The following is a 24,864-nucleotide window of genomic DNA, read 5'->3' on the forward strand; positions in this document are numbered from 1 at the left end:
AGTTTTATGTCTTTCGACAGCTCAATGAATTCTGAATTTATTTTAATATCTTTCGATATTGAATTGACTGTGCCGAAGCAACTTATAAATAAGTTGCTTCTGTTGGTCACTCAGTTTTCAATTGAGACTCTAATTTGTTTGCCTCGCTAATTACCCATAAAGAGTAAGTAGATTGGCTGTTAGAACTCAATCTGTACGAGTGCCCACACAGATGATTGCTTTATATTGTTAAAGAACGTTTTGAGTCGCTTTAGCGTCTCAAGGGATGCGTATAATACATCCTTTATTTTTCGAGTCAACACTTTGTTTTAAACTTTCTTTTTGGAAGATTTAAAACCGAAGTTTTATTTAACTCTCTAAGTAGTTGCTGCCTTGCTATGCTTCGGCGTTTCCCTTCTCAGTGGGGTCGCATTATAGGGAGATCCGAAAACAGATCAAGCCTTTTTTTAGATCTTTTTACTGTTCGAACAAAATGTAATCGATAGCAAGTGAAACATGATAAAAACATGTATAAAACGATGCTTTTTCACCCTGTTTTATATTATTTACTATAAATTTTATTGCTATGTTGAATTAAGGCGTTAAGATAGCAAGTTCACAATGTTAAATTAATGTTTATTTCCTGTTTATTGGTAGATCAAAATGAAATTACCCGATCAAAAATCTTTTATCCTCTCAGTTATTCTTGCTGTTGTTGGTTTTGTTATAGTTAAGTTCGCACTTGAAAGCCTAGAGTTAGACCCTGCACTACTATTTGCTGTTGGTTTGCTCATTGGTGGTATTGTTATTGCTGCGATGTCGTCTGACGGTGTAGTAGAAGCCGAAGTAAAAACCAAAACGCTTTATGTTGGTAACCTTCCTTATCGTGCAAACGAAGGTGTGGTACGTGCTTTATTTGAAGAGCAAGGCAAAGTGTTCAACGTTCGCTTATTAAAGGACAAAAATACAGGTAAGCGTCGTGGCTTTGGTTTTGTTGAAATGGCGCAAGCTGATGCCGACAATGCAATAGCGCAGTTAAACGATAGCGAGTTCCAACAACGTACCTTAAAGGTACGTGAAGCAAAACAAAAACAAGAAGATGATTCTAACGCTCTTCGTTCTGAGCCGGATCAATCAGTGTAACTAGCTTTACAGCTAACTTACTACTCACACTAGCCGTTGCATAATATTGCAGCGGCTTTTTTGTATCTGCAATATTGTTATTCGTTAAATTAAGCTGGCTAATTAAGTAATGAACTCGCTTAGCAATCGCTGCACCTGAATCAAGTAGCTGCACTTTCCTATTAAAGTACTGACTAATCGGCTCTGCCAAAATAGGAAAATGCGTACAGCCTAATACTAATACATCTATAGACTGATCTATGTTTAAACGATCGAGTTCTTGGTGTAGTTTAGTTGTATCTAAACTTTGTTCAAAAAACAGACGCTCGGCTAAAGTAACTAGTTCAACGCTACTATATAAGCTAACTGCTATATTGTTGGTATGTTCTTGTATGAGTGTGCGCGTATAGGGACTTGATATAGTTGCTGGAGTTGCCAGTAGGCCGATATGTTTAGATTGTGTAAGTTGCGCAGCAGGTTTTATCGCCGGTACCACCCCCACTATAGGAATAGTAGTAATTTGGCGCACTGCCCCAAGCGCAGAAGTAGAGGCGGTGTTACATGCAATAACAATTAAATCTACATTAAGCGCTTGCTGGTTAATAAAGTGAATGAGTGCGCATAAGCGGTTAATAATCGTTTGCTGTGACTGAGCGCCGTATGGCAATAGCGCATTATCCATAAAATAGCTGTATTGCGCATCTGGAATACTTTGCTGAATATGTTCAAGTACCGTAGTACCACCAATACCTGAATCAAAAACCATTATGTGCGCTGACAAACTACTGTCCTTACTCTAAGTTAAGAACGGCAGTTTGCCATGTGATTTTTATAAAAGAAAGTAGTTTAGTGGTACAACTATTGTTGATTGGCTAGCTCGTCCGTTGCTGCATTTAATTGATTAAGGTTTTCGAACATAGCTTTGGTGTAATCTACCAATTTATCTATTTCTGCTTGATCTTGATTTAACCACTGCACAATACCCGATAACTGGTTTTGTATGCCCAGCTCTGTGGCTTTATTAAACACAGCTTTTAAGTCGTCGTTAAACGGCGCTAATTTATCAGCTACTGCTTTTTCAGGAACTGGCTTGTACTCTTCGTAACCTTTAACTGTAGCGACTGTTTTGGTTTGTCGTAAATCCATTGAAAAAGCCACCAGCTGTTCGTTGCCTAAGCTTAGTGCTTGCGCCTCTTCAAATGCTTTATCTAAGTCACCACTGAAAAAGGTGCTACTTACACTTTGTAAGTCAGCCATTAGCTCATTAATCGCCTTTTGTTCATTCTCATTTAAATCGCCATTAACCGACATAGAAAATGACAACTCACGAGACTGCGACGACTCACTTACAAAAGATTCACTATTCCCATTTTGCTGATAACGACTGGCTGATTGTGACTCATAAGCATCAGCAAAACTAATACTCACTTCGTCTCCTTCGGCGGTAGTAAATTTATATTCTGCTTTGTTACTTAAACTTGCATACTGAGCTTGGCTAACAGAGACACTGGCGGGTTTAGGATTAAATAAATCGTCTTCAAATTTGTCCAGGCCATTAAATATGCCTTCTTTAGATTTATTAATACCCTGTGCGATATCGTCGTTAAACACGCCATTGCCTTTTAATTCATCAACCGCGTCATCAATCCCTATTTGCACACCTTTTCGAGCATCACCTAACATACCTTTGAGTTTTTCATCGTCGGCACCATTGGCTTTTGCTTTACGTACTGCACTGGTAACGAAGTCTAAAACGTTTTTAACGATTTCATCAAAATCAAAAAGCGGTTTATCTTTTTTCGGCTCGCTTATCGGTAAGCCAAGAGCTTGAGCCATTTTGTCACCGAGCACTTTGGCAGCAAGTTCTTTACCGCGCTGCTGATAGTTATCTTGAGGCGACTGTATTGTAGGTTGCTGTAAAGCCCCTTTATTACCGTATTTATTAATATTGTGGTTTGGAACAAAGCCAAAGTTACCGATTTTCATGATCCGACTCCTATCTATGCTTGCCTTACTTATCGGCACTGTAAGTTATTTCTGTAGCTAGATGCTCAAAAAAAAACCAATATATATTTCATCAAAACTAGACAAATACATCTCGCTCCCTACAATAGCGCCGATAAACAGCTCTCAAAGATAAGGTTATAGCGTTAATGGCAGTTATTAAAATAGACACCTCACAGTACGATGCGCAGTTAAGCGAAAAAGAACAGCGTATTGCTGCCCAATTTCAACGTTTTGGTGTGGATAAACTTGAGGTATTTAGCTCAGAGCCGATTAACTACCGCCAACGCGCTGAGTTTAGAGTATGGCACGATGGTGACGATCTGTTTCATATAATGTTTGATCAACAAACTAAAGACAAAATTCGCGTTGATAGCTTTGACCCTGCCGCTCCTTTGGTAGGTGAAGTGATGCAAGTAATGATTGATAATTTAAAGTCGTGTGAAATTTTGCGTCGTAAACTATTTCAGATTGATTACTTATCTACGCTAAGCGGTGAGATTTTAGTGAGTCTGTTATATCACAAGCCACTTGATGAGCATTGGCTGAGTGAAATTAACGCGCTTAAAGAAAAGTTAAGCAGTAAGTATAAAATTGACTTTATTGGCCGTGCCCGCAAACAAAAAGAAATGCTTGGTGATGACTACGTTACCGAACGCTTAAACGTGAATGGCCAAGAACTAATATATCAGCAGGTAGAAAACAGCTTTACCCAGCCAAATGCCAAAGTAAATATTAAAATGCTAGAGTGGGCGCAAGACTTATGTAAGCCACTTAAAAATGATTTACTTGAACTTTATTGTGGTAACGGTAACTTTTCTATTGCGTTAGCGGGCTCGTTTAATAAAGTACTAGCAACCGAAATATCAAAGTCGTCGGTACACTCAGCGCAGTATAATATAGCGCAAAACAAGGTAGACAATTTAGATATTATTCGTATGTCGAGCGAAGAGTTTACTCAAGCCATGAATGGCGAACGCAGTTTTTCTCGTTTAGAAGGTATAGATTTAAATAGCTACAATTGCCAAACCATTTTAGTTGATCCGCCACGTGCCGGTATGGATACCCTAACGTGTGACTTAGTAGCAAATTACGAAAGTATTATTTATATTTCGTGTAACCCAGAGACACTAGAGCGCGACCTTGATCACTTAACCCGCACCCATGAAGTTAAACGCTTTGCGATTTTTGATCAGTTCCCTTATACGCACCATATTGAGTCGGGTGTATTTTTACAAAAAAAGAATACTTAAAATAAGCAGTTAAAAATTACCCATAAAAAAAGCTCCTAAGGAGCTTTTTTTATGGGGTTAACTTTACTTGCTTGCCAAGTAGTTAATTAGATTTGTGATATCTGCGGGTTCGCTAATACCCGATTCGCGACCTAGAAGTAGTTTGTACTTACCATTTACAATAAAAGTTGGTACGCCACGCAATGCACCTTTTTCTTTAAAGTAATCTTGGTCGCGCTTCATTTTTGAGCTTAATGTACGTACCGAAAAGCTTTTAAATAACTTATCGAACTTATCGCCATCAACGCCTTGGGCTACAAACACATCTTTTACGTCGGCTAATTCATTAAAATTTGCGCGCTTTGTATGAATGTGACTAAAGATAGCCGCAATAATTTTATCTTTTTGTGGTAACACTTCAGCCGTTGCTAACGCTTGGCTGATCATTTGTTGATGCTCGGTATCGCGTATGCCAACAAAATCAACATGGCTCTTTTTAAACTTTACGCCTTTATCGAGCATTGGTTTAATCTCGGCTACCAGTGGCTCCATGTTATTACACGCAGGACAGTAAAATGAGAAAAACTCTTTCACTTCTGGTTTTTTAGTTGCGCGCTCAGACACAACCTCATAATGTACACCTTCCTCAAAGGTTGCTGCAAAACTTGTTGCAGCGAAAGGTAGTAATACAGCAAGTAAACCTGCTTTAACTAATTTTATCATTATTATATGGCTCCAAAAATTTATAGTGCGAGTAAAAATGAAACTAACTCATCAAGCTCTTCTTGGCTCTTGATGGTATTTAGATTGATTTTATATTTGTCGTTTACAATAAAAGTAGGAACGCCTGTTAACGCACCTAATTTTGAGTATTTATTTTGTTTATCTTGCATTGCTTGTTCAGCTGCAATAATTGGCATACTGGCAATATCTTGATCAAACGTATCGCTACTAATGCCATTTATATCTAATAATTTTTTTAAATCTTTAATTTCAGTCAGTGGTGCGCGCTGAACATGAATACTTTTAAAAATCTTGTCTGTAATCGTATCAGCTTGCCCGTGCTTTTTAGCAACTAAATACGCTAGGCTCAAATTACTTTGTGTTTGTGGCGACACGCCGCCTAAAAAGTTAACGTGATTTTTTATAAACACCGCACCTGCAGGTAGGTTTTCTTCAATTGCGTGTGCAACCGGTTCAAATTTAAAACAATGCGGGCAATAAAACGAAAAGTATTCGGTAACTTGTGGTGTAGTACTTTTTTCGATATCGATAACTGTATATTGATTACCTACTTCAAAGTTTGCTGCAAGTGCTGCAAAAGGTAGACAAAGAAGTAGTAGGCTCAGTTTTAATTTTTTAAGCATTAGTCTCTCGTTGTACATATTTTTGAATAAAATGTTATGGCAATAATTTTAGCGGTGCTTCTTGCAATGCGGCAAGCTGCTCTTTAAGTGCTAAAATTTGTTGCTCCCAGTATTTGTCATCTGCAAACCATGAAAAGTTCCGCACAAAAGCCGGATCGCTCCATCGTTTTGCAACCCACCCCATATAATGGATGATACGCATAGCTCGAAGTGGTTCGATCAACTTAAGCTGCGAGTGATCAAAATCACAAAATTCTTCATAGGCGGTTACTAAGGTATCTAACTGTAACAGCTGCGTTTGTCGATCGCCACTTAGCATCATCCATAGATCCTGAATGGGTGGCCCCTGGCGACTATCATCTAAATCAACAAACATTAACGCATCGCCTGCCCATAATATATTGCCAGCATGGCAATCCCCATGCAAACGTATCGTTTTTACATTGGTATACTGTGTTTGAGCCTGCTTAATAACCAAATCTAAAATGGTATAAAAAGCAGTTTCTAATCCCATAGGTACTAAGTTACTTTTTTGCAGATGAACTTTTGCTGTATGTAAGTACTCTTCGCAGGTTAGGGTGGGCCTTTGTGTAAATGGTTTTGTTTTAGCAACTTGATGCATTCTGCCAATTAAGCGCCCTAGTACATCAAGTTGATCTAAGTTATCGACTTCAAATAAACGCCCGCCAACACTTGGAAATAAAGTAAATAAATAGCCTTGGTGTTCAAATAAGCTTTGCCCGTTATATTCCATTGGCGCAACAACCGGTACTTCGGCCTCTGCTAACTCAAAAGCAAAGTCATGCTCTTCTTGTATTTGCTCCTCGCTCCAACGCTCTGGACGATAAAACTTAACAACGTAGCGTTTTCCGCCTTCTGCTACAAATTGATACACTCTATTTTCGTAACTATTTAACGCCAATAAACCAGACTCAACATAAATACCAACACTTTCTATGGCATCAAGAATTAGATCTGGGGTTAAATCAATAAAGCTAAATTTACTCATACACTTCTTATATAAAATAAAAGCGGGGAACACCCCGCTTTTTGTTAAACTTTACCGCGCTTTAAAAAAGTTACTCGACTGTGATATTTGATTGTCGGGCTCGCCTACCGGCGATAGCACAAAGTTAAATTCTGTCATTGGCGCTTTTAAGTCATACGGATCCATAACCAGTGATAAAGGCACATTGTGCGATTGCCCTGCGTTAACCCTAAACGTTTGTTTACCTATGTACTTAAAGTTATCGAGCCCTTGCACTTTAACTGTAAAGGTTTGCTCATACTGCGCTTTGTTGATCACTTTTAAGGTGTAGGTGTTTTCTACCAACCCTTCAAAATCAACCCTATATAACTGATTACGATCGCGAATAATATCAAATTCCATCGTTTTACGCAGCGCAATATTGGCAACCAAGGCACTGGTTAAAATAACCAGGATCACTATATAGCCAATAATTTTTGCCCGCAATGGGTTGGTTTTATTCTCTGGCGTTTCTAAGTTTCGCTCAGTGGTATAAGAAATAAGTCCGCGTGGATAATTCATTTTATCCATCACCCCATCACATGCATCAATACAAGCGCCACAGTTAATACACTCTGCTTGTAAGCCATTACGAATGTCTATGCCGGTTGGGCATACTTGCACGCATAAATTACAGTCAATACAGTCGCCTATTTCTAAATCTTGGTGTGCCACTTTGCGCGAGCGTGGGCCACGGCTTTCACCACGTTTTTCATCATACGATACTGTATAGGTATCTTTATCAAACATGGCTGACTGAAAACGTGAGTATGGGCAAATATGTAAACACATAATTTCGCGCATCCACCCAGCATTGCCGTATGTACAAGCAGCAAAAAAGATAATACTCATTAAGGCATAGCTACCGGCATTAAAGGTAACAAAGTCAGGGAGTAGCTCACGAATAGGGGTAAAGTAACCAACAAATGTAATTGCTGTATATAAAGAAAACAAAATCCAACTGGTGTGCTTAGCGGTTTTGCGCCAAAACTTATCAAAGTCCATTGCTCGTTGGTCGAGCTTTTTACGTTGATTTGCCGTACCTTCAAACTTTTCTTCAAACCAAATAAAGGTAAAGGTCCACACTGTTTGTGGGCAGGTATAACCACACCACACTCGTCCATAAAAAGTAGTAACCAAAAACAAAGCAAACGCGGCCAACATAAAAATAAAGGCGAGTATGGTAAAGTCTTGCGGCCACAGAGTTAAACCAAAAATATTGTATTTTTGACCTATTAAATCAAATAAAACGGCCTGCTCACCATTAAAATTTATCCAAGGTAGCAGCATAAATGCCAACAGACCTAAAAAGCCAATTCGCTGCCTAAGAAGTTGGTGCAAGCCATTAACAGCACGCACGTAAATACGATTACGTGGATTAAACCGATCCTGTTGCCCGCTAAGATCCGGCTTTTGAATCTTTACTTCAACTGGTATATTTTTTACTTTAATTTGTTTGTCCATCGAAGTTCCTCAACACCGCTTGGAAATAAAAATTCAGCTATATTCAAGGTTTACCTTATAGTGTAATAACGTACTTATTACGTATAATATTTATAACAAGACTTGAATACTTTCAGATATTTCAGAAATATCTAACTGCTGTTAGCTATTATAACAATATTGGCTAAAATTACTGGCATAGATCGCTAATAATTTATTCACTTTAGTTACTTGCTTTTCAAATGCATTTTATTACACTGCAGCATCATTTTATGTTATTTGGATCAAAGTTTACCCAACTATGAAAAAATTTATTATTTTGGTAATAGTAGTCCTCGCCTTTTTCACAGTCGATCACCCTTTGGTGAAAGAGCCTCGTGAGCGGTTATTTAACGATGGTATTGACTTTTTAAGTGATGCAAGCAAAGTGAATCGCAGCCCTACTGCCAGTATGACTAAAAACAAAATTAGTGCGCAGTTAACGCTGTCTGAATCTGAGCGTGAGTACACCGAAAAAACATTTACTACCGATGACTCAATAAGATTATTTCACTTACGCTACTGCCGTGAGCGCGACTTAAACCTATATTTTTATGATGAGCGCTTAAACACTGTATGTAAAATAGTATCCGGCTCACTAGAACACATGCGAGGTAAATAATGGACTTTTCTGGATTAAATAAAAAAGCCAGCGACTCATTTCACCAGCAACGTAATATGCTTAAAAAACTCACGCAGGGTAAAACGCTAAAGTGCGAAAAATGTAATGGGGTTTTAACACTCGACTTAGCCACCAGCGAGCCGGGTAAAGGGCTGATTAAGTGCAAGCAAGGCTGCACTGATATTATATTAGAACTAGGCGCTTAAACTTATTTCACGGCTATATTTTGAGCTCAACTCATTACTGCACCTAAACTACTCTTCCCAGCCTTCATCTGTGTACAAGCCACTATTAAGCGCGACTATTTCCACTAGCTCTGCAAAGCCTAGCGCAAAGTCGCCCATTAGCTCATATTGCTGCTGGCAAAGTAACTGCTCATCAATACTGTTTTGTAACGCTATTTGGCTAATGGTTTGCCCATCAAGTGCAAAAAAGCTTAATGTGGCTTGAGCACTTTCGAGGGCTTGTTTATATTCTGCCTCTAACGCGGTTGAACTTAATAACTTTTGAGTATATGACGTTGTTGCCGTTACAAAACCTGCGCTCCAATTACTGCAAAATTCGTAATTATATTGTGCTGGTAATTTATAGCCTACTTCAAATACTTGCTCACTAATTTGATGGTATAACGCCATAAATAAAAATAGCATTTCTTCATCTACATTATTAGCTGTATTAGGCAAAATTGCTGCCATCCACTCATGTACGTCTAGAGGCTCAGGAGAGCAAATTACGCCAAATAAATAACCTTGGCTTTGCGTTAGCGTCATCGCTTGAGACTGGGTGTCTAAAAATGTGCTGAGCTGCTTAGCGTGCTGCTCAGTAAATTGGGGTAATTGCATTAAAACTCTTTATATTAAACATTAAAAGTTGAGCGGGTAACGGCCTTGATTATCTGGACGACCTAAAAACTTAACCGCATCATGTACATCTTTTGGCAACGTGGCATCGGGCTTTACATAGCCTGATACTTTAAAGTCAAAATTAGCTTTTAGGGTTGCATCAGCTTCAAGCCCTAAGGTGTTATCTGGGTCGATAAGTATGGCTATGTCGCCCGATTTACAGCTTAGGTTACCACCAAGCGGGCCTATATTAAACCAACCGTTCAAACCTTGTACGTCAATATTAGGGCTCGCTATCTCGCCTTGCAGTGACTCACAATAAGGTGCGCCCGATGTATACTCTGCCAATTCCAAGATCACACGACCTTTAGCGGTTACAGGTAACGGAAGTTGTATGCGTTGCATCGCTCTTTCAACTGTTGAGCGCACTAATCCATTGGTTACTTTCACTTGCTTATTAAATAAACCAAAGCTCACATCTGCATAACCCGATATATCACTGCGCTCACGTGGGTCACCAAATTTTACATTGGCATTTAACTTACCGGTAAATAATGCCCACCCGGCAACATCCCAACGCACATTATTTAATTGCTCACCTTGGTAGCGCACTTGCATCATTTGCCCTTGCCAAATAGTGCCAACACTTTGCCCTACTTCAAGTTGCTTAGGAAAATAAGGTTTTGCTAGGTCAATGGCCACCGCTGCAGGTAACTTAATAATACAAAACACAATAAAACTAAGTAAAAATACAATGGATAAGGTTATTATTTTTTTCATTCATTACTTCTCTAATAGCAAACGGCTAACACGTACATAGCCCGACTTATCGTCACGGCTCAAATCTAAATTTTCGACCCGTAGACCATGTTGATTGACCAGTTCATCAAGCCACAGTATTAATTGATTAAACTCTACTGAGTCGAGCGTTAAACGTAGCGAGTTATTACTTGGCTGCATTTTACTAATATTTATTTTATAGCGTCCGCGGGTGGCGTTAACTATTTGGCTAATGTTTTGACTATTAACCACTTGTGTATTACCAGCGGCCTTGAGCTTTACAATACTTTCGTCAACCCACACTAGTAGCTCTTGCTGTTTTAATTGCGATTGCTCAGCACTTGCTATTGCATTATTTAAGGGTCTAAAAATGCCCATCACTAAAATAAACACAATAAAAATACCACTCGCAACGATTATTAACTGCTGCTCTTGCTCTTTTAGTGAGCGCCAATGTTTAATTAACTGCTGCTTCATACTGCACCTCGCAGTTTAATTTCGCCAACCACAAAGTCACCATCGTTACTTAACGAACCTTGATCAACCGTTAACCCTTGCTGTTCAAGTATGGCTTTAACTTTACCAAAGGTTTGAAAGTCTTTTGCGCGTGCTCTCATACGTAATTCATTACGTTTTTTGTCATAACGCAGTGTTTCAGGGGTAAAATTACTTACCTGCGAAAACACCCCCACTAATTCTGTGGTTAACTCTAAAAATCCAGCGTCGCTGGTATCTTGTATTTTTGCCAGTGCACCTTTAATTTGGTTTTTAATAAGGTGTGGGCGAACCTTAGTTCCCGGAAATGCCTTTTGGTAGCGCTCAATTACCTGTGCTTTAGCAAGTTCTAACTGGGTATTTAGCTGATGCAACTCTATAGCTTTAATCGTAATACTCGCTACTAAGGCAACGCTGGTAATAATGGCAGCACTTTTCCAGTACCCCCACCATAAGGTGCTTTTCTTTTTAAGCTGATACATACCTTGGCGAAGATTAAACTTAGTATGCTCTAGTTGCTTAGCAAATAAGGCCAGCGGTAGGTCGTAATCACTGGTTTGAGCCTGTAAGTTTACCGTTTCAGGAAACTGAGTCGCCGGACTAAAATGCTTTACATCTGGATTACCCATTGCTGTTAAGTAACCATTTAACCAGCTCGTCTCTACTGCACTTATACGCCATGGGCCTTGTTTAAATAACCACTGATTATTAAGTGCTATTGCCGTTACTGTGTCCTCATCTGCTGGGGGTAATAACAAAGCATCGGGTAATATTTTATATACCGATAAATTATGCTCTGCAAATAGCGCTAGCCACGCCTCAAACCATTCGCGGTCGGTCATAGCAACACGAACAGCATGCTGCTCGCCAATCATCACTGGCTCACCTACAGCAATAAATAGCTCATCTATATCGCACGCTATATCTTCTTCGAGCATATAAGGCAAAGCTTGCTCTAACTTACGATTCCATTTAGTCGGTAGCATTACCGTTTTTAATTGCACTTGGTCACAAGGCAATAATACAACGACTTCGCGCCCTAGCGATTTTTCGCTCAGTTCGTTTAAATAACTGGCATTAACTAGCTCACCACTGGCTATTATTTGTTGTTCTTGTGGTGAGTATATTAACCAATTAAGTAATTCTTGTTCGGTTTGACCCGTGCGGATCAACAGTATTTCTGTCACTGTACGCCTCCAAATTTTCGCGCCAGTATCGTTACGTCGCCGTCTTTGGCGTGCAGTAATGTGGTCATCGAAAAACGCAGATCAACAAAGTTTGCCTGCGTTTGTAATTTAAAATATTCGCTATTAATACTAAACAATTTTTCTACCGCTTTGACGTTTTGCCCGCCTTGCTGCTGAACTTGTTCAAAAAAGGCAGCTTTACTTTCAAAGCCTGCATCTGGGCGAGCAGCAATCACAGCTTCAGCACCCGATACACTTAGCTCATCTATAAGGGTACTCAAAATGAGTGCTTGCTCTGCTGCTAAGGTATTCACATTAATAGACAATAAAGTGCTACCAGGTATTACACAAACATAAGGCAGCACTTTTTCCATTACTAATGGGTTAAAACCTTTAACCAAACGCAGCTCTGAGGTTGATGCAAATAAGCTATTGGCGGTCATGTACGGAAATTGACGCGACAAGTATTCCCCTTCTTCTGCTCCTGAACGGTATGTAATGCTGTTTTCGTCTAGCCAATCAAACACACTGTCAGCCATGGTTTCCTCTGACTCTTGTGCCGGTAAATCTTCAATATTTTCAAGTAATGCGAACAAGGCCTTGTGCGCTGGATTGGTTTTGCTAGCACTATTTAAATCTGGTTCTACGGCTATAGCATTTAAGTTTAAACATGCTTGTAAATCCGTTATTTTTCCGCTTAGTGTGCCGTTATCAACTGGGTAAGGTATATCGCCTTGCTGCGCCCATATTTGATCTAACGTGGTTTTGTCAGGATCGTCTCTTTTGCTTTTAATCAGCGCTTTTATGGCAAGCTCTTCTGCACCATAGGCATACCACTTAGCTTGTTGATGACCCTGTAAGTTAGTACTTTTTTGCACTTGCACCATTAAGTTAGCACTCATTTCTACGGCTAAAATGGCCGCTAATGCAACAATAAACAGCACAATAACAAGTGCGGCTCCACGAGAAGAACGCAGCCCCATTACTGCCCACCTTCTTGCGGGTTACCTTCATCGGCCAGTGCATCATCAGTTGATGGGCTCGATGGTAGAATTTCTTTACCTTGTCCTGGCACTAAAAATACTCGCCTAATTGGCTCTGCCTCTATTTGTTGCAGCGTAACAGCGACCGCTTTGGGGAGCGCTTTAATTTGCCACTTAGCTTGCCATTCGTTTTTATCGTCTAAAAATTCAAACTTTAGCTCTTCAATGTTTTTTAAAACAACCTGTACACGCGGCTCCATATTATCAAGCTGATCAACATATACACGGTACACTCGCTCCAAGTTGTCGTTTATTACGCGATAACCCACAGCTTGTAATTCTGAGCGTGGTAATAAATTAATTGGATTTATCCAGCCGTCGCGCACAAAGCCAATGCCATCATATTGGCTATCTAAAACATAGCGTCCGGCTAGCAAATACTGCTCTTGCACATCGCCTGCTTCATTGCGTACAGCACGTTTGGTCATTTGACTAAAATCTTGATCCATTAACCTAAAGGTGGTTTGCAAACCATTTAGCTCGGCTATTTTATCATCCGAAGCCTCTTTGGCGCGGGTAGTGGTATCTAGTATTTGGTGCGTGGCCATAATAACAAAGCCTAAAATCCCCAAGGCTACCATCACTTCAAGTAAGGTAAATCCGCGTTGCTTCACTTATTTTTTGCCTTTATTTAAATAAGTTGCCAGCTCATATATTGAGTGTTCGTATTTTTCATCACTAAATATATTAATGGTTAATTTTACAAAGTCTTTATCTGCGGTTTTACCTATATCTTGGCGCCAAAACCATTCAACACCCGCCATAACTTCACTACCGCGCACGCCGTCTTTCCCTTCCCATTGTTCGCCTTTGGTACGCTGCTCTACCATAATGTTTTCGGCAACCCATGAGGCGTAAGTTTGCTCTTCTATGCTAGATAGATGATGAATGTGCTCACTGGTTGCTTGCATTGCTGCAATACCTGCCATAGCACAAATACTCAATGCCACTAGCACTTCAAGTAAAGTAAAACCTTTATTATACTGGCGCATTATTCGGGCTCTCGGCGTAAATTCACTGGCGCAGTAAACTCGCCTTCAATAAAGTAAACCGGCTCGCTTTGCTCTTTTAATTCGAGTGTTAATTGAAATGCACTTACTTCGCCCGAAGATAGTATTAGCACTTGCGGAATTTTAAACTTTTTAAGCTCCAATAAGCTGTCTTCGTCGCCGCTCATTAGCTCACGCCAATTTGCTTGCTCGAGTAAGTTATCTTGCGCCCAAGCTAAGTCGTCTAGGTTAAGCGCTAGTTTAAAGCGTGGATCAAATTCAACCGGCTCAAATAATGCTTCTCTGACAAAGCTTACCCACTTTTCACCATCAAAAACTAAAAACTCAAATACGTTGTTGTCTATATGAAAACCCAATTCAACTTGGTTTAAAATAGCAAATTCTGATGCCATATTAATGGTGGTATGCAGCCTAAGCGCTTGAGTATCTAACTCATCCTCAGCGCCGCCTTCTAAGCTATATACCACCATTTTTGTGGCAAAAGCGATGATCACTAATACCACTAAAATTTCGATTAAACTAAAGCCGCGGCTTTTTGCACGCAATCTCTCAGAGCTTACTTGCATAGTAAGCCCTGGGTATTAGTATATAAATACACTGCGCGATTGATGGCCATTACTGTTTTTCTTCGTCCCAGTTACCAATGTCGTCATCGGTGCCGGCTTGGCCATCTGGACCTAAAGAAAAAATATCAAATTTACCAATTTCTCCTGGACTAATTAACTGATAAGTATTGCCCCACGGATCCTCTGGTAATTTACTAATAAAGCCACCATCTGGAAAACGTTTTGGTATTGGCTCTATGCTGGTTTTATTAACCAATGCTTCTAGGCCTTGCTCGGTACTTGGGTAGCTTTTATTTTTAAGCTTATAAAGGCTCATTGCATCTTCAAGCTGCTGAATATCTAAGTGTGCTTTATCGATAGCGGCCTCTTCTTGTTGACCCATAATATTAGGTGCCACAATTGACATGATCATGCCAATTATAACCAGTACGACCATCACTTCTAGCAAAGAAAAACCTGATTGTTTATTCACGTAATTACCTCATTATTCTAAAAACACTAAACAATGGTTTATTAAACCATTAATTTACTTTTAAGTTAAAGCCCTACAGCTTTATTCATTGCCATAATTGGCTGTAAAATTGCCATTACTATAAATAATACAATAACCGCCATTAAAGCGATCATTGCGGGTTCTAATAGTTTTAGCGATACATTAACCATACTTTCAAATTCGCGATCTTGGTTATTAGCAGCGCGTTCTAACATTTGCTCCAGCTCGCCAGATTTTTCACCGCTGGCTATCATATGTAGCATCATTGGCGGAAACAATTTAGTTTGCTGTAAGGCCGCTCTTAAACTTGCCCCTTCGCTTACTCTATCCGCTGCATCGGCAACTGCTTTTTTAATTTTTTCGTTGATCAGCACTCCACCCGCAATACGCATACCTTCAAGTAGCGGTACCGAGCTTGATGATAAAATACTTAAAGTTCGGGCAAAACGAGCGGTATTAATACCTCTAGCTACTTTACCAATACCGGGCATATGCAATATTTTATCATCCCACCAAAAACGAATTTTAGGCTGTTTTAAAGCATGCTTAATCCCTATCGCTAGGGCCGTTATTACAATTAAACTAATAAACCAATAATTTTGTACAAAATGACTTCCCGCCATTACCCACTCAGTGGTCCAAGGGAGTACTTGCTTGGTTTTCTCAAACGTTTTAAGTATTTTAGGTACTACAGTACCTAATAAAACCGACACAATTGCAATAGCAAACACCACTAAAATAATGGGGTACACCATAGCTTGCGTTATTTGACTGCGCATATATTGGCGCTGCTCGGTGTAATCGGCAAGCCGGTTTAGTACTTGGTCTAAATGCCCTGACTTTTCGCCTGCGGCAACCATAGCGCGGTATAAATCGTCAAACACATGCGGAAACTCACTCATACCGTCGGCAAGGGTATACCCTTCCACTACTTTTGAGCGAACCGACATCAGCATGCGTTTTAAACGTGGTTTTTCACATTGCTCAGCCACAGCCATTACCGCACCCTCAACTGGCAGAGCCGATTGAATGAGTGTTGCTAACTGGCGAGTTATAAGCGCCAAATCTGAGGTTGATATAGTAGGTTTAAACAAACCGCCAAGTAATGACGTTTTTTGGCCTTTAACCTGTTTATCACTTTGCGCCGCGGGTACAACTTCGAGCGGCGTTAATTTTTGATCGCGTAATATTTGGCGAATTTGTTTTGCTGTATCCGCTTCTAAAATGCCTTTTTTTTCTTTGCCTCGGCCATCTAAGGCACGGTATTCAAATGCTGCCATTATTAGCCTTCCTCACGGGTAACACGCAATACTTCTTCAAGTGTTGTTTTACCTGCAAGTACACGGCTACAGCCATCTTGACGAATACTTGGACTGAGCTTGCGAATGTATTTTTCAACGCTTTGCTCGCCCTTACCATTGTGGATCATTTCACGAATGGTTTCGTCCACCACTAATAACTCATGAATACCAGTACGGCCTTTATAACCATTAAAGTTACATGCCTCACACCCTACTGCACGGTGTATAGTTGGTTTGCTTTCAAACGGTACGCCTAATAACTGGCACTCGCGCTCATCGGCTACATGTTCTTTTTTACAGCTTTTACACAGTGTGCGTACTAGTCGCTGCGATAACACACCGAGTAACGACGATGACAGTAAAAATGGCTCCACTCCCATATCTTCCATACGAGTAATAGCGCCAGAAGCAGTATTTGTATGCAACGTAGACATTACTAAGTGACCGGTTAATGATGCTTGCACACCAATTTGAGCGGTTTCTAGGTCGCGTATTTCACCAACCATCACTACATCGGGATCTTGACGTAAAATAGCCCGTAAGCCACGCGCAAAGGTCATACCTACTTTAGTATTTACTTGCGTTTGGCCAATGCCCGGTATTTCGTATTCAATGGGGTCTTCAACCGTTAAAATATTACGATCGCGAGAGTTTATTTGACTCATACCTGCGTACAAGGTGGTACTTTTACCAGAGCCTGTAGGCCCGGTTACTAAAATAATGCCATGAGGTTTACTAATTAAATTTGCAAACAATTCACGGTTTTGTGCGGTCATACCTAAATCTTCAAGATTTAAGTGCGCGTTATTTTTATCCAGTAAACGCAGCACAACACGCTCACCAAAACTCGATGGCATGGTTGATACCCGTACATCAACTGCACGCCCTGCAATACGCAAACTAATACGGCCATCTTGTGGTATACGTTTTTCGGCAATATCGAGCTTAGCCATTACCTTAATTCGCGATACCAGCAAGGATGCTAATTTACGATTAGGTTTAAGTACCTCTTTTAATACACCATCAACCCTAAAGCGAATAACCAGTTCTTGCTCAAAGGTTTCAATATGAATATCAGACGCCCCCTCTTTAATTGCTTCACTGAGCATTGCATTTATAAGTTTAATAATTGGCGCATCATCATCGCCTGCCAATAAATCTTCGGTTTGTGGCAATTCGTCTACTAATGAAAACAAGTCAACTTCGTTGCCAATGTCTTCCATCATTTGTTGCGTTTCAGAACTATCTCGCTGATACGAAGCCTCTAGCAGTAGCTCAAACTTGTCATCATCAAGCTGCTCAAGCGTAAAACCATGTCCTGCAATACGGCGTACTTCTAACAGTACGTCAATATCAAGTTCGCCACGGTAATACACTATGCGCTGCTCTTTATTTTTACTCAGCAACACTCCGGCTCGCCGTGCGTATGAAAAAGGCAAACGTTTAGCGGGCAGCTCAACTAAGTCGTCACTGGTTAATAGCTCGTCCGGATGATGCGCATTAGGATGAACCACATCTTGATTTATCTCTTTAATCGCCTTAGTCATCTTTACGCTCTTGTGCATTTTGTTTGCGTAAATGCTCTTCATACGTAGGTGGCAGTATTAGCTCATCATTCCACTCGGGTAAAATAGGCGTGTCGGTTCTTGGCATTAACTCTATACCATCTTCGCGCTGCTTAAATTGCTCGCCACGAATAAAGTTATATTTATTAAAGCTCAACTTATTCATGCTAATTCCGTCGCGAATAATAGTCGGGCGAATAAATACAATCAGGTTACGCTTACGTCGTGTGGTATTAGTTGATTTAAATAAGTGACCTAAAATAGGAATGTCGCCTAGTAGTGGCACCTTAGACACACTTTCTTGTACGTCTTCATCTATTAAGCCGCCAAGCACCACCATACCGCCATCATCGGCCATTACTGTGGTTTTAATTGAACGCTTATTAACTGAAATATCAACAGCAGTAGCACCACTTACACTCGACACTTCTTGTTCAATGGTTAACTGCACAGCAGAGCCGTCGTTAATTTGCGGGGTTACTTTAAGCTTTATACCCACTTCTTGGCGTTCAACGGTTTGAAATGGGTTGGCGTTATTGCTACCCGTTTGTGAGCCAGTAATTATGGGCACTTCTTGACCCACTAAAATAGACGCTTCTTCATTATCCATAGTAGTAATAGAGGGAGTCGCCAAAATATTTGAATTACTATCGGTCGAAACGGCTTGAACAATTGCGCCCCAGTCATTTTTTATCACCCCCATGGCTAAACCATTAATACCACCGAGTAATGATGCTAATGGGCCGTAGTCACCCTGAGTGGTTTCATCAACCTGAGTAACAGTGCCGGTTTCGGTGCCAATTATATTTTTAGATACGGTAGTATCACGTGCTTGCTCAGCCGCTACAGCTAACGCACCAACCGGTACAGTTGTGCCATTATTAAACTGCAGCATACCGCCTTGCTCAGAAATCCACTGCAAACCAAAGTTAATCCCGTCGCCTTCCATTACCTCAATTATAATTGCTTCAACCAATACTTGCGCACGGCGAATATCTAAACGCTCTATAACTGACTCAAGCGAGCGCATGGTATCGGGTTGTGCTGTAATAATTAATGAGTTTGAATCGGGGTGGGCTTCTATGCTGGTGTCGTTGTTACTGCGAGTACGTGTTTTGGTTGCGCTGCCGCCTTGAGTGTCATCTGTTAGCGACTTACTAACACCTTGCAATACTTTAACTAAATCTTCTGCTTTTGCGTAATTTAGATAAAATACTTTAGTGTTCCCTTGGCTTTCAAGCTCACCGTCTAAGCGCTTAATAAGCTCAATAGCACGGGTGCGTGCTTGGCCTTCGCCACTAACAATAACGCTGTTAGTACGGCCATCAGCAACCACTTTAGGTATTAAAAACTCTGGAATACTGCCTTTTCCGCTGTCTTTATAAATATTATCAACTACAGATACCACATCATCTGCGGTAGCAAATTTAAGCTTTACAATATCAACACGCTTATCGCCCGCTTGATCAACCGAGCGTATTATTTCAACTAAGCGGTTTACCGATGCAGCATGCCCGGTAAGCATCATTACGTTTGCGGCATTAAAGTTAGCAACATGGCCGCCATCTTTTTGGTCGCTAAATTGACGAACCAAAGGACCTAGCTCTTGCACGCTTACATTTTTAACCCGTACAACTCGGGTAATCATCATATCGCCGCTGGCTTCACTGCCATCTGTAATTAGCGGTACGTTTGATTTTTTAGCATCCGAGCTTTTTTCAATTTTTATTATATTATTGTCCATTTCAATGGCTGAATAGCCATAAACTTCTAATACATTTAAAAAGAATTGATAATAAAGCGCTTCGCCCATTAACTCATAACTACGCACATTTACTTTGCCACGTACGTTAGGGTCAATAATTATTGTTTTATTAAGATTTTTACCAACAATATTAATAAACTCATTAATATCAGTGCCTTTAAAGTTAGCAGCGTATTCAACAGCAGCAACAGAAAACGAAATGCTTGCTGCTAGAAAAAGTGCTGCGTACTTAGCTAACCCTTTTTTAATTTTTGTGAGGTGTAGCGCCTGAACCATTATATTAAAACTCCAATGCTAAGTTATTGCAGACTAAATTGTACGTCTATTTGCTGGTTATCACGTTCAATAGTGATAGTGGCATCTGTACTGTTACGCAGCTCATTAATGGCTGCCATGGCCTGTTTTAAATCTGTTAGTTGATAGCCATTAATTGCAACAGCTAAATCGTTATTTTGTAATCCCATCTGCTTAAATAGCTCAGGCTCTTTACCTGGACTCAAGCGATAACCAATAAGTTCCCCATCGCTCATCGCTTGTGACACGCGAATATAGTCAAATAACTTACCGGGCTCTTCGAGCAACTCTTCACGGGTTTCGATTAAAGCCTGCTTAATGTTTGGATCGGCAGTTACATCTATTTGTTGCTCACTTGGGGCAGGCCCTAATTGTGGGCCCATTTCAGCTTCATCACGTGCAGCTAAAACCGGCATAGATACTGTTTTTGTAAAGTCGAGACCATCTAACATTAATGTTTCAAATCGTCCGTTTACCGTTAAAATAACGCGGTCAGGTAATATCTGCGCTAGTTTAGCTCGCGTCCCTTGCACTGCTTCATCTACTAGGTAGGTTTCTTGCTTGCCTTGTGACTCTATAATAGCGAGCCCCGCTTTATCGTCGTTATTTACCGCTACAATACCAGTAAGATTAATACTTAAGCGCGTTTCAGGGGCATCATTAACAACTTTCGCAGCGTGATCATCGCTCTTGCTTTTAACAATTATTTTACCAAATATAAATTGCTCAATTATATGTTGAGAATAATTGTTACTTGCTGCAGTTGAATGTTGTCCGTAGTAGGTTGGCGTGAGTGGTGACACAATAGGATTTGGCCACATAAGCCAAACGAGTTTAGACGATAAAAAAGCAATATAAACAACAACTAATAATGTAACAACCGCACTCAATTTGGCATGCGGTAAACGGCTTATAAAATGTTTAAATTGTTGAACTTGCTGTTCCATAAATAGTATTCTTATTTTAGTTTTTACCTAATCGCTATGCATAGTACCTTTTCATTTTTCATTCAACAAGCATGCTAATATTAAACTTTGTAAACAGATTGATTTTAATTTAGCCGCTGCATAAAAACAGCTGTTGTAGTAATCCTTCATCGCAAATAGCTTTTATGGTAAATTTTAAAATCTAGGCAAACACTTATTAAAGGTGCTTTATGGCTAAAAAAAGTAATGCTAACCCTAATTTAGAACATAAAGATGAGCTAAAAATTAGATTAGACAAATGGTTATGGGCGGCACGATTTTATAAAACACGTGCTGCGGCTCGCGAAATGGTACAAGGCGGAAAAGTACATTATAATGGCCAGCGTACCAAAGCAGGCAAAATAGTAGAAATAGGCGCAACTATAAAATTAGCCCAAGGGGTAGATGAAAAAATAGTAACTGTGCTCAAAATACTTGAAAAACGCCAAAGCGCCCCCATTGCACAGACCTTGTATCAAGAATCTGATGCCAGTATTGCTAAACGCGAAGAAAATTCTATCGCGCGCAAAAATAACAGCCTTTTTGCACCTCATCCGGATAAAAAACCGGATAAGAAGCAAAGACGCGAACTTTTAAAATTGAAATTAAGTTAGGTATAGTCGCTCATGCAACAAGATTTACTCCACCGTTATTTATTCGACAATCTCGATGTTCGTGGCGAACTCGTACAAATTGAGAATGCCTACAACGAAATGATCGCCAATCATAATTACCCTGATGCAGTTAAAGCATTATTGGGTGAACTGCTTGTTACGACCTGTTTATTAACAGCCACCTTAAAATTTGAAGGCGAAATAGCGGTTCAACTACAAGGTGATGGGCCGGTTAAATACGCGGTAATTAATGGCGACGATAAACAAAACATGCGTGGTATAGCTCGCTTACAAAGTGAAGTAACAGGTAGCACAGTAAAAGAGTTGATAGGCCAAGGCTATATGGTTATTACTATTACGCCAACTAAAGGGGAGCGCTATCAAGGTATAGTGCCTTTAGAGCATGAAACCTTAAGTGAATGTATAGAGGCTTACTTTGAGCAATCAGAGCAATTAAAAACGCGTCTTTGGTTTGCAACCGATACAACCGAGGGAAATGCCAAAGCTTGTGGTTTATTTTTACAAGTTTTACCCGTTGATAAACAAAAATCTATTGAAGACTTTGCCCACTTAGAAGCTCTTAGCCATACCATTAAAGATGAAGAACTATTAGAGCTTGATGCTAACACCGTACTAACTCGTTTGTACCACGAAGATAACCCGCGTGTGTTTGAGCCACAAAGCATTCAATTTAAGTGTGGTTGTACCCGCGAAAAAACCATGACTGCATTAGTTAATATTGGCCAACAAGCGCTACTTGATGATGTTGCTGAGCATGGCGAAATCAAAATTAGCTGCCATTACTGTCTAAAAGATTATCTTTTTGATGAGCAAGATGTGAAAAACATTTTTAACTAATCACGCATTAAATCTAAATTATAAAAAAGTCACATGCTATGCGGCTTTTTTTATAATTTTAAAATGACACCGGTATCATAAAAATAGCCGTTTTTATGATACCGGTGTCATTGAAATTATTCATGTTTTTTACCCAATATATGTGTTTTTAACACCTTCATAAGCTCGAATATCCTTAGCTCATCTGTTACTATAATCGTAGCTTAAAGGTTAACAAGACCCAGGCTATCCCGTTCAATCTCACACAATTTAGGTATAAACATGACTTCAAGCGCTACTCGTTTTGTCGATCTAACTGCAGCTGAACTTGTCGAACACGCGATCCGTCGTGGCGAGGGTACTTTAGCAGCCAATGGTGCTTTTGTAGCAAATACTGGTCATCGCACCGGTCGTTCTCCAAAAGATCGCTTTATTGTTCAAGAATCTAGTACTGAAAACGAAATCCAATGGGGCAACGTAAATCGCCCATTCGACGCAGATAAGTTTGATGCTTTGTGGGCACGTGTAGAGGCGTATGTGCAAAGTAATGATCACTTCATCTCTCACCTTGAAGTAGGCGCTGATCCAGAGCACTATCTACCTGTTGTTGTTACTACAGAAACTGCATGGCATCATATTTTTGCTAAAAATATGTTTATTCAACCTAAATCTTACAACTCATCTGACGTACCTCAGTGGCAAGTAATGAACGTTCCTTCATTTGTATGTGAGCCTGAGCGCGATGGCACAAACAGTGACGGTACGGTACTCATTAACTTTGCACAACGTAAAGTATTACTTGCTGGCATGCGTTATGCCGGTGAAATGAAAAAATCAATGTTCTCTGTACAGAACTTCCTACTTCCAGCGAAAGGTGTATTACCAATGCACTGCTCTGCAAACGTTGGTGAAGCAGGCGATACCGCTTTATTCTTTGGCTTATCTGGTACAGGTAAAACAACTCTTTCAGCAGATCCAACTCGCTTTTTAATTGGCGATGACGAACACGGTTGGGCACCTGGTAGTGTGTTTAACATTGAAGGCGGCTGTTACGCTAAATGTATCGACCTATCACAAAAAAATGAACCTGTTATTTGGGATGCGATCCGCTTTGGTACTATTTTAGAAAACGTAGTGCTTGATGAAAATCGTGTACCTGATTTTAACGATACTAGCCTTACACAAAATAGCCGTGCTGCGTACCCTCTTGAGCACGTTGAAAAACGTAAAGTAGAAAACCGCGCAGGCGAGCCAAAAGCAGTGGTATTTTTAACGTGTGACGTAAGTGGTGTACTTCCTCCAGTATCAATATTGACTGAAGAAGCGGCAGCATTTCACTTCTTAAGTGGCTACACTGCAAAAGTAGGCTCTACTGAGATTGGTTCTACAAGCGATATTGAGTCAACATTCTCAACTTGTTTTGGCGCACCATTCTTCCCACGTCCAGCAGGTGTTTATGCTGAGCTTCTAATGAAGCGTGTACGTGAGTTTGGCGCTAAAGTATACCTAGTTAACACAGGTTGGACTGGCGGCCCTTACGGTACTGGTAAGCGTTTTGATATTCCAACTACACGTGCTGTAGTAGATGCTATTGTATCGGGTAAACTAGTTGGCGTAGAAACTCAACACATTGATGTTTTAAACCTAGACGTACCTGTAGCCGTTCCAGGTGTAGACAGCAACTTACTTAACCCAATTAATACCTGGGAAGACAAAGCTAAGTATGCTGAATATGCAGCTAAACTTGCAGCCGATTTCACTGAAAACTTCACTAAATATGACGTATCAGACGAAATTAAAAATGCAGGACCTAAAGCATAATAGCTTTAACCTCGCATAACAAACGCCAGCTTAACGCTGGCGTTTTTGATCCCAGCCATAAATATAAATGACCAAAGTTAAAAGAGAGTATTAGCCAACCAATCAAGCCTAAGTGACTTAATGTAGCAAAGGTAATAACAGGACTTTAATTTAGCACTACAGCCCAGCCTTACTTCTTACAATGCCAATACAGTACACAGTATCAATCACAGCGACAAAACACCACTTAGCTACCCCATCGTAAGCCTGCCTAAATAGCCCCTCTTAAAATCACTAAGCACTCTTTTTATAGCTAGGTTCTGAAAGGTTTACTTTATATCAGGCATTAAAAAACCGAGCGTAAGCTCGGTTTTTTTAGTACTAATTAGCTAGGCTAATTATTACGCTACGATGTTTGCAACAACGCCAGCGCCTACAGTACGACCACCTTCACGGATAGCGAAACGAAGAC

General features: G+C 40.1%; 26 protein-coding genes and 1 pseudogene. 7 read left to right on the forward strand and 20 right to left on the reverse strand.

Features of this window, described 5'->3' with window-relative positions:
• Window positions 1–642: 642 nt before the first annotated feature.
• Complete coding sequence (locus J5X91_RS16130) at window positions 643–1,122, forward strand: RNA-binding protein (RefSeq protein ID WP_011326970.1); 480 nt, start codon at window positions 643–645, stop codon at window positions 1,120–1,122.
• On the opposite strand, the gene murI is transcribed toward J5X91_RS16130, so the two are convergent.
• A complete protein-coding gene (gene murI, locus J5X91_RS16135; RefSeq protein ID WP_011326969.1) occupies window positions 1,085–1,882 on the reverse strand; it encodes a glutamate racemase in 798 nt (265 codons plus the stop codon). The two genes, J5X91_RS16130 and murI, sit on opposite strands and share 38 nt — an antisense overlap.
• A gap of 77 nt (window positions 1,883–1,959) precedes the next feature.
• A complete protein-coding gene (locus J5X91_RS16140) occupies window positions 1,960–3,087 on the reverse strand; it encodes a DUF5610 domain-containing protein (RefSeq protein WP_011326968.1) in 1,128 nt (375 codons plus the stop codon).
• A gap of 167 nt (window positions 3,088–3,254) precedes the next feature.
• On the opposite strand from J5X91_RS16140, the gene trmA reads away from it, so the two are divergent.
• Entirely contained in the window at window positions 3,255–4,358 is a 1,104-nt protein-coding gene (gene trmA, locus J5X91_RS16145; RefSeq protein ID WP_182684517.1) for a tRNA (uridine(54)-C5)-methyltransferase TrmA, read from the forward strand.
• A gap of 63 nt (window positions 4,359–4,421) precedes the next feature.
• Here the strand turns inward: trmA and J5X91_RS16150 are convergent, their stop codons facing one another.
• The 4 genes from J5X91_RS16150 to ccoG are packed head-to-tail and all read right to left on the reverse strand — an operon-like array spanning window position 4,422 to window position 8,195.
• Entirely contained in the window at window positions 4,422–5,060 is a 639-nt protein-coding gene (locus tag J5X91_RS16150) for a thiol:disulfide interchange protein DsbA/DsbL (RefSeq protein WP_208835231.1), read from the reverse strand.
• Between the two features lie 20 nt (window positions 5,061–5,080).
• Window positions 5,081–5,704 (reverse strand): thiol:disulfide interchange protein DsbA/DsbL, encoded by a 624-nt coding sequence (locus J5X91_RS16155; RefSeq protein ID WP_011326965.1) that lies wholly within the window; start codon window positions 5,702–5,704, stop codon window positions 5,081–5,083.
• A 34-nt stretch (window positions 5,705–5,738) separates the two neighbouring features.
• Complete coding sequence (locus J5X91_RS16160) at window positions 5,739–6,713, reverse strand: serine/threonine protein kinase (protein ID WP_182684520.1); 975 nt, start codon at window positions 6,711–6,713, stop codon at window positions 5,739–5,741.
• A gap of 51 nt (window positions 6,714–6,764) precedes the next feature.
• The gene (ccoG, locus tag J5X91_RS16165; protein ID WP_208835232.1) at window positions 6,765–8,195 is read right to left on the reverse strand and encodes a cytochrome c oxidase accessory protein CcoG; all 1,431 of its coding nucleotides are present in this window, start codon (window positions 8,193–8,195) and stop codon (window positions 6,765–6,767) included.
• Between the two features lie 280 nt (window positions 8,196–8,475).
• Between ccoG and J5X91_RS16170 the strand changes: the two genes are divergently transcribed.
• Both J5X91_RS16170 and J5X91_RS16175 read left to right on the forward strand, forming a co-directional pair.
• Entirely contained in the window at window positions 8,476–8,835 is a 360-nt protein-coding gene (locus tag J5X91_RS16170) for a hypothetical protein (protein ID WP_011326962.1), read from the forward strand.
• Entirely contained in the window at window positions 8,835–9,041 is a 207-nt protein-coding gene (locus J5X91_RS16175; RefSeq protein WP_011326961.1) for a hypothetical protein, read from the forward strand. Before J5X91_RS16170 ends, J5X91_RS16175 begins: the two co-directional genes overlap by 1 nt.
• Before the next feature lie 48 nt (window positions 9,042–9,089).
• Here J5X91_RS16175 and J5X91_RS16180 read toward each other — a convergent pair whose 3' ends face one another.
• The 13 genes from J5X91_RS16180 to gspC form a co-directional block, all read right to left on the reverse strand.
• Window positions 9,090–9,677 carry a UPF0149 family protein gene (locus J5X91_RS16180; protein ID WP_011326960.1) on the reverse strand — a complete coding sequence of 196 codons (588 nt, stop codon included), beginning with the start codon at window positions 9,675–9,677 and terminating at the stop codon, window positions 9,090–9,092.
• A gap of 21 nt (window positions 9,678–9,698) precedes the next feature.
• Window positions 9,699–10,457, reverse strand: coding sequence for a type II secretion system protein N (locus J5X91_RS16185; protein ID WP_086996688.1), 759 nt, complete (start codon window positions 10,455–10,457; stop codon window positions 9,699–9,701).
• Between the two features lie 3 nt (window positions 10,458–10,460).
• Window positions 10,461–10,934 (reverse strand): type II secretion system protein M, encoded by a 474-nt coding sequence (locus J5X91_RS16190; RefSeq protein WP_011326958.1) that lies wholly within the window; start codon window positions 10,932–10,934, stop codon window positions 10,461–10,463.
• Window positions 10,931–12,139 (reverse strand): type II secretion system protein GspL, encoded by a 1,209-nt coding sequence (gene gspL / locus J5X91_RS16195; protein ID WP_011326957.1) that lies wholly within the window; start codon window positions 12,137–12,139, stop codon window positions 10,931–10,933. The genes J5X91_RS16190 and gspL overlap by 4 nt, the downstream gene beginning before the upstream one ends.
• Entirely contained in the window at window positions 12,136–13,122 is a 987-nt protein-coding gene (gene gspK, locus J5X91_RS16200) for a type II secretion system minor pseudopilin GspK (RefSeq protein WP_011326956.1), read from the reverse strand. The genes gspL and gspK overlap by 4 nt, the downstream gene beginning before the upstream one ends.
• Window positions 13,122–13,796 (reverse strand): type II secretion system minor pseudopilin GspJ, encoded by a 675-nt coding sequence (gene gspJ / locus J5X91_RS16205; protein ID WP_011326955.1) that lies wholly within the window; start codon window positions 13,794–13,796, stop codon window positions 13,122–13,124. Before gspJ ends, gspK begins: the two co-directional genes overlap by 1 nt.
• Window positions 13,797–14,174 (reverse strand): type II secretion system minor pseudopilin GspI, encoded by a 378-nt coding sequence (gene gspI, locus J5X91_RS16210; protein WP_086996694.1) that lies wholly within the window; start codon window positions 14,172–14,174, stop codon window positions 13,797–13,799.
• A complete protein-coding gene (gene gspH / locus J5X91_RS16215; RefSeq protein WP_011326953.1) occupies window positions 14,174–14,758 on the reverse strand; it encodes a type II secretion system minor pseudopilin GspH in 585 nt (194 codons plus the stop codon). Before gspH ends, gspI begins: the two co-directional genes overlap by 1 nt.
• Before the next feature lie 49 nt (window positions 14,759–14,807).
• Window positions 14,808–15,230, reverse strand: coding sequence for a type II secretion system major pseudopilin GspG (gene gspG / locus J5X91_RS16220; RefSeq protein ID WP_041454317.1), 423 nt, complete (start codon window positions 15,228–15,230; stop codon window positions 14,808–14,810).
• Between the two features lie 65 nt (window positions 15,231–15,295).
• Window positions 15,296–16,531 (reverse strand): type II secretion system inner membrane protein GspF, encoded by a 1,236-nt coding sequence (gspF, locus tag J5X91_RS16225; protein ID WP_011326951.1) that lies wholly within the window; start codon window positions 16,529–16,531, stop codon window positions 15,296–15,298.
• A gap of 2 nt (window positions 16,532–16,533) precedes the next feature.
• Window positions 16,534–18,099: a type II secretion system ATPase GspE gene (gene gspE / locus J5X91_RS16230; protein WP_244363913.1), complete on the reverse strand. Its 1,566-nt coding sequence runs from the start codon at window positions 18,097–18,099 to the stop codon at window positions 16,534–16,536.
• Window positions 18,092–20,158, reverse strand: coding sequence for a type II secretion system secretin GspD (gspD, locus tag J5X91_RS16235; RefSeq protein ID WP_089367609.1), 2,067 nt, complete (start codon window positions 20,156–20,158; stop codon window positions 18,092–18,094). Before gspD ends, gspE begins: the two co-directional genes overlap by 8 nt.
• 23 nt (window positions 20,159–20,181) lie before the next feature.
• Window positions 20,182–21,123, reverse strand: a complete 942-nt coding sequence (gspC, locus tag J5X91_RS16240; RefSeq protein WP_208835233.1) for a type II secretion system protein GspC — start codon at window positions 21,121–21,123, stop codon at window positions 20,182–20,184.
• A gap of 209 nt (window positions 21,124–21,332) precedes the next feature.
• Here gspC and hslR point away from each other — a divergent pair, with 209 nt between their 5' ends.
• From hslR to J5X91_RS16255, 3 genes are all read left to right on the forward strand, one after another.
• The gene (hslR, locus tag J5X91_RS16245) at window positions 21,333–21,755 is read left to right on the forward strand and encodes a ribosome-associated heat shock protein Hsp15 (RefSeq protein WP_011326947.1); all 423 of its coding nucleotides are present in this window, start codon (window positions 21,333–21,335) and stop codon (window positions 21,753–21,755) included.
• A gap of 12 nt (window positions 21,756–21,767) precedes the next feature.
• A complete protein-coding gene (gene hslO / locus J5X91_RS16250; RefSeq protein ID WP_208835234.1) occupies window positions 21,768–22,613 on the forward strand; it encodes an Hsp33 family molecular chaperone HslO in 846 nt (281 codons plus the stop codon).
• Between the two features lie 261 nt (window positions 22,614–22,874).
• Window positions 22,875–24,413 carry a phosphoenolpyruvate carboxykinase gene (locus J5X91_RS16255; RefSeq protein WP_089367606.1) on the forward strand — a complete coding sequence of 513 codons (1,539 nt, stop codon included), beginning with the start codon at window positions 22,875–22,877 and terminating at the stop codon, window positions 24,411–24,413.
• A 380-nt stretch (window positions 24,414–24,793) separates the two neighbouring features.
• Here the strand turns inward: J5X91_RS16255 and J5X91_RS16260 are convergent.
• Window positions 24,794–24,864: pseudogene (locus J5X91_RS16260) on the reverse strand (elongation factor Tu); the annotation flags it as partial.

Origin of the sequence: Pseudoalteromonas sp. K222D, assembly GCF_017653575.1 — a bacterium.
In the GTDB taxonomy this organism is placed as follows: domain Bacteria; phylum Pseudomonadota; class Gammaproteobacteria; order Enterobacterales; family Alteromonadaceae; genus Pseudoalteromonas; species Pseudoalteromonas nigrifaciens.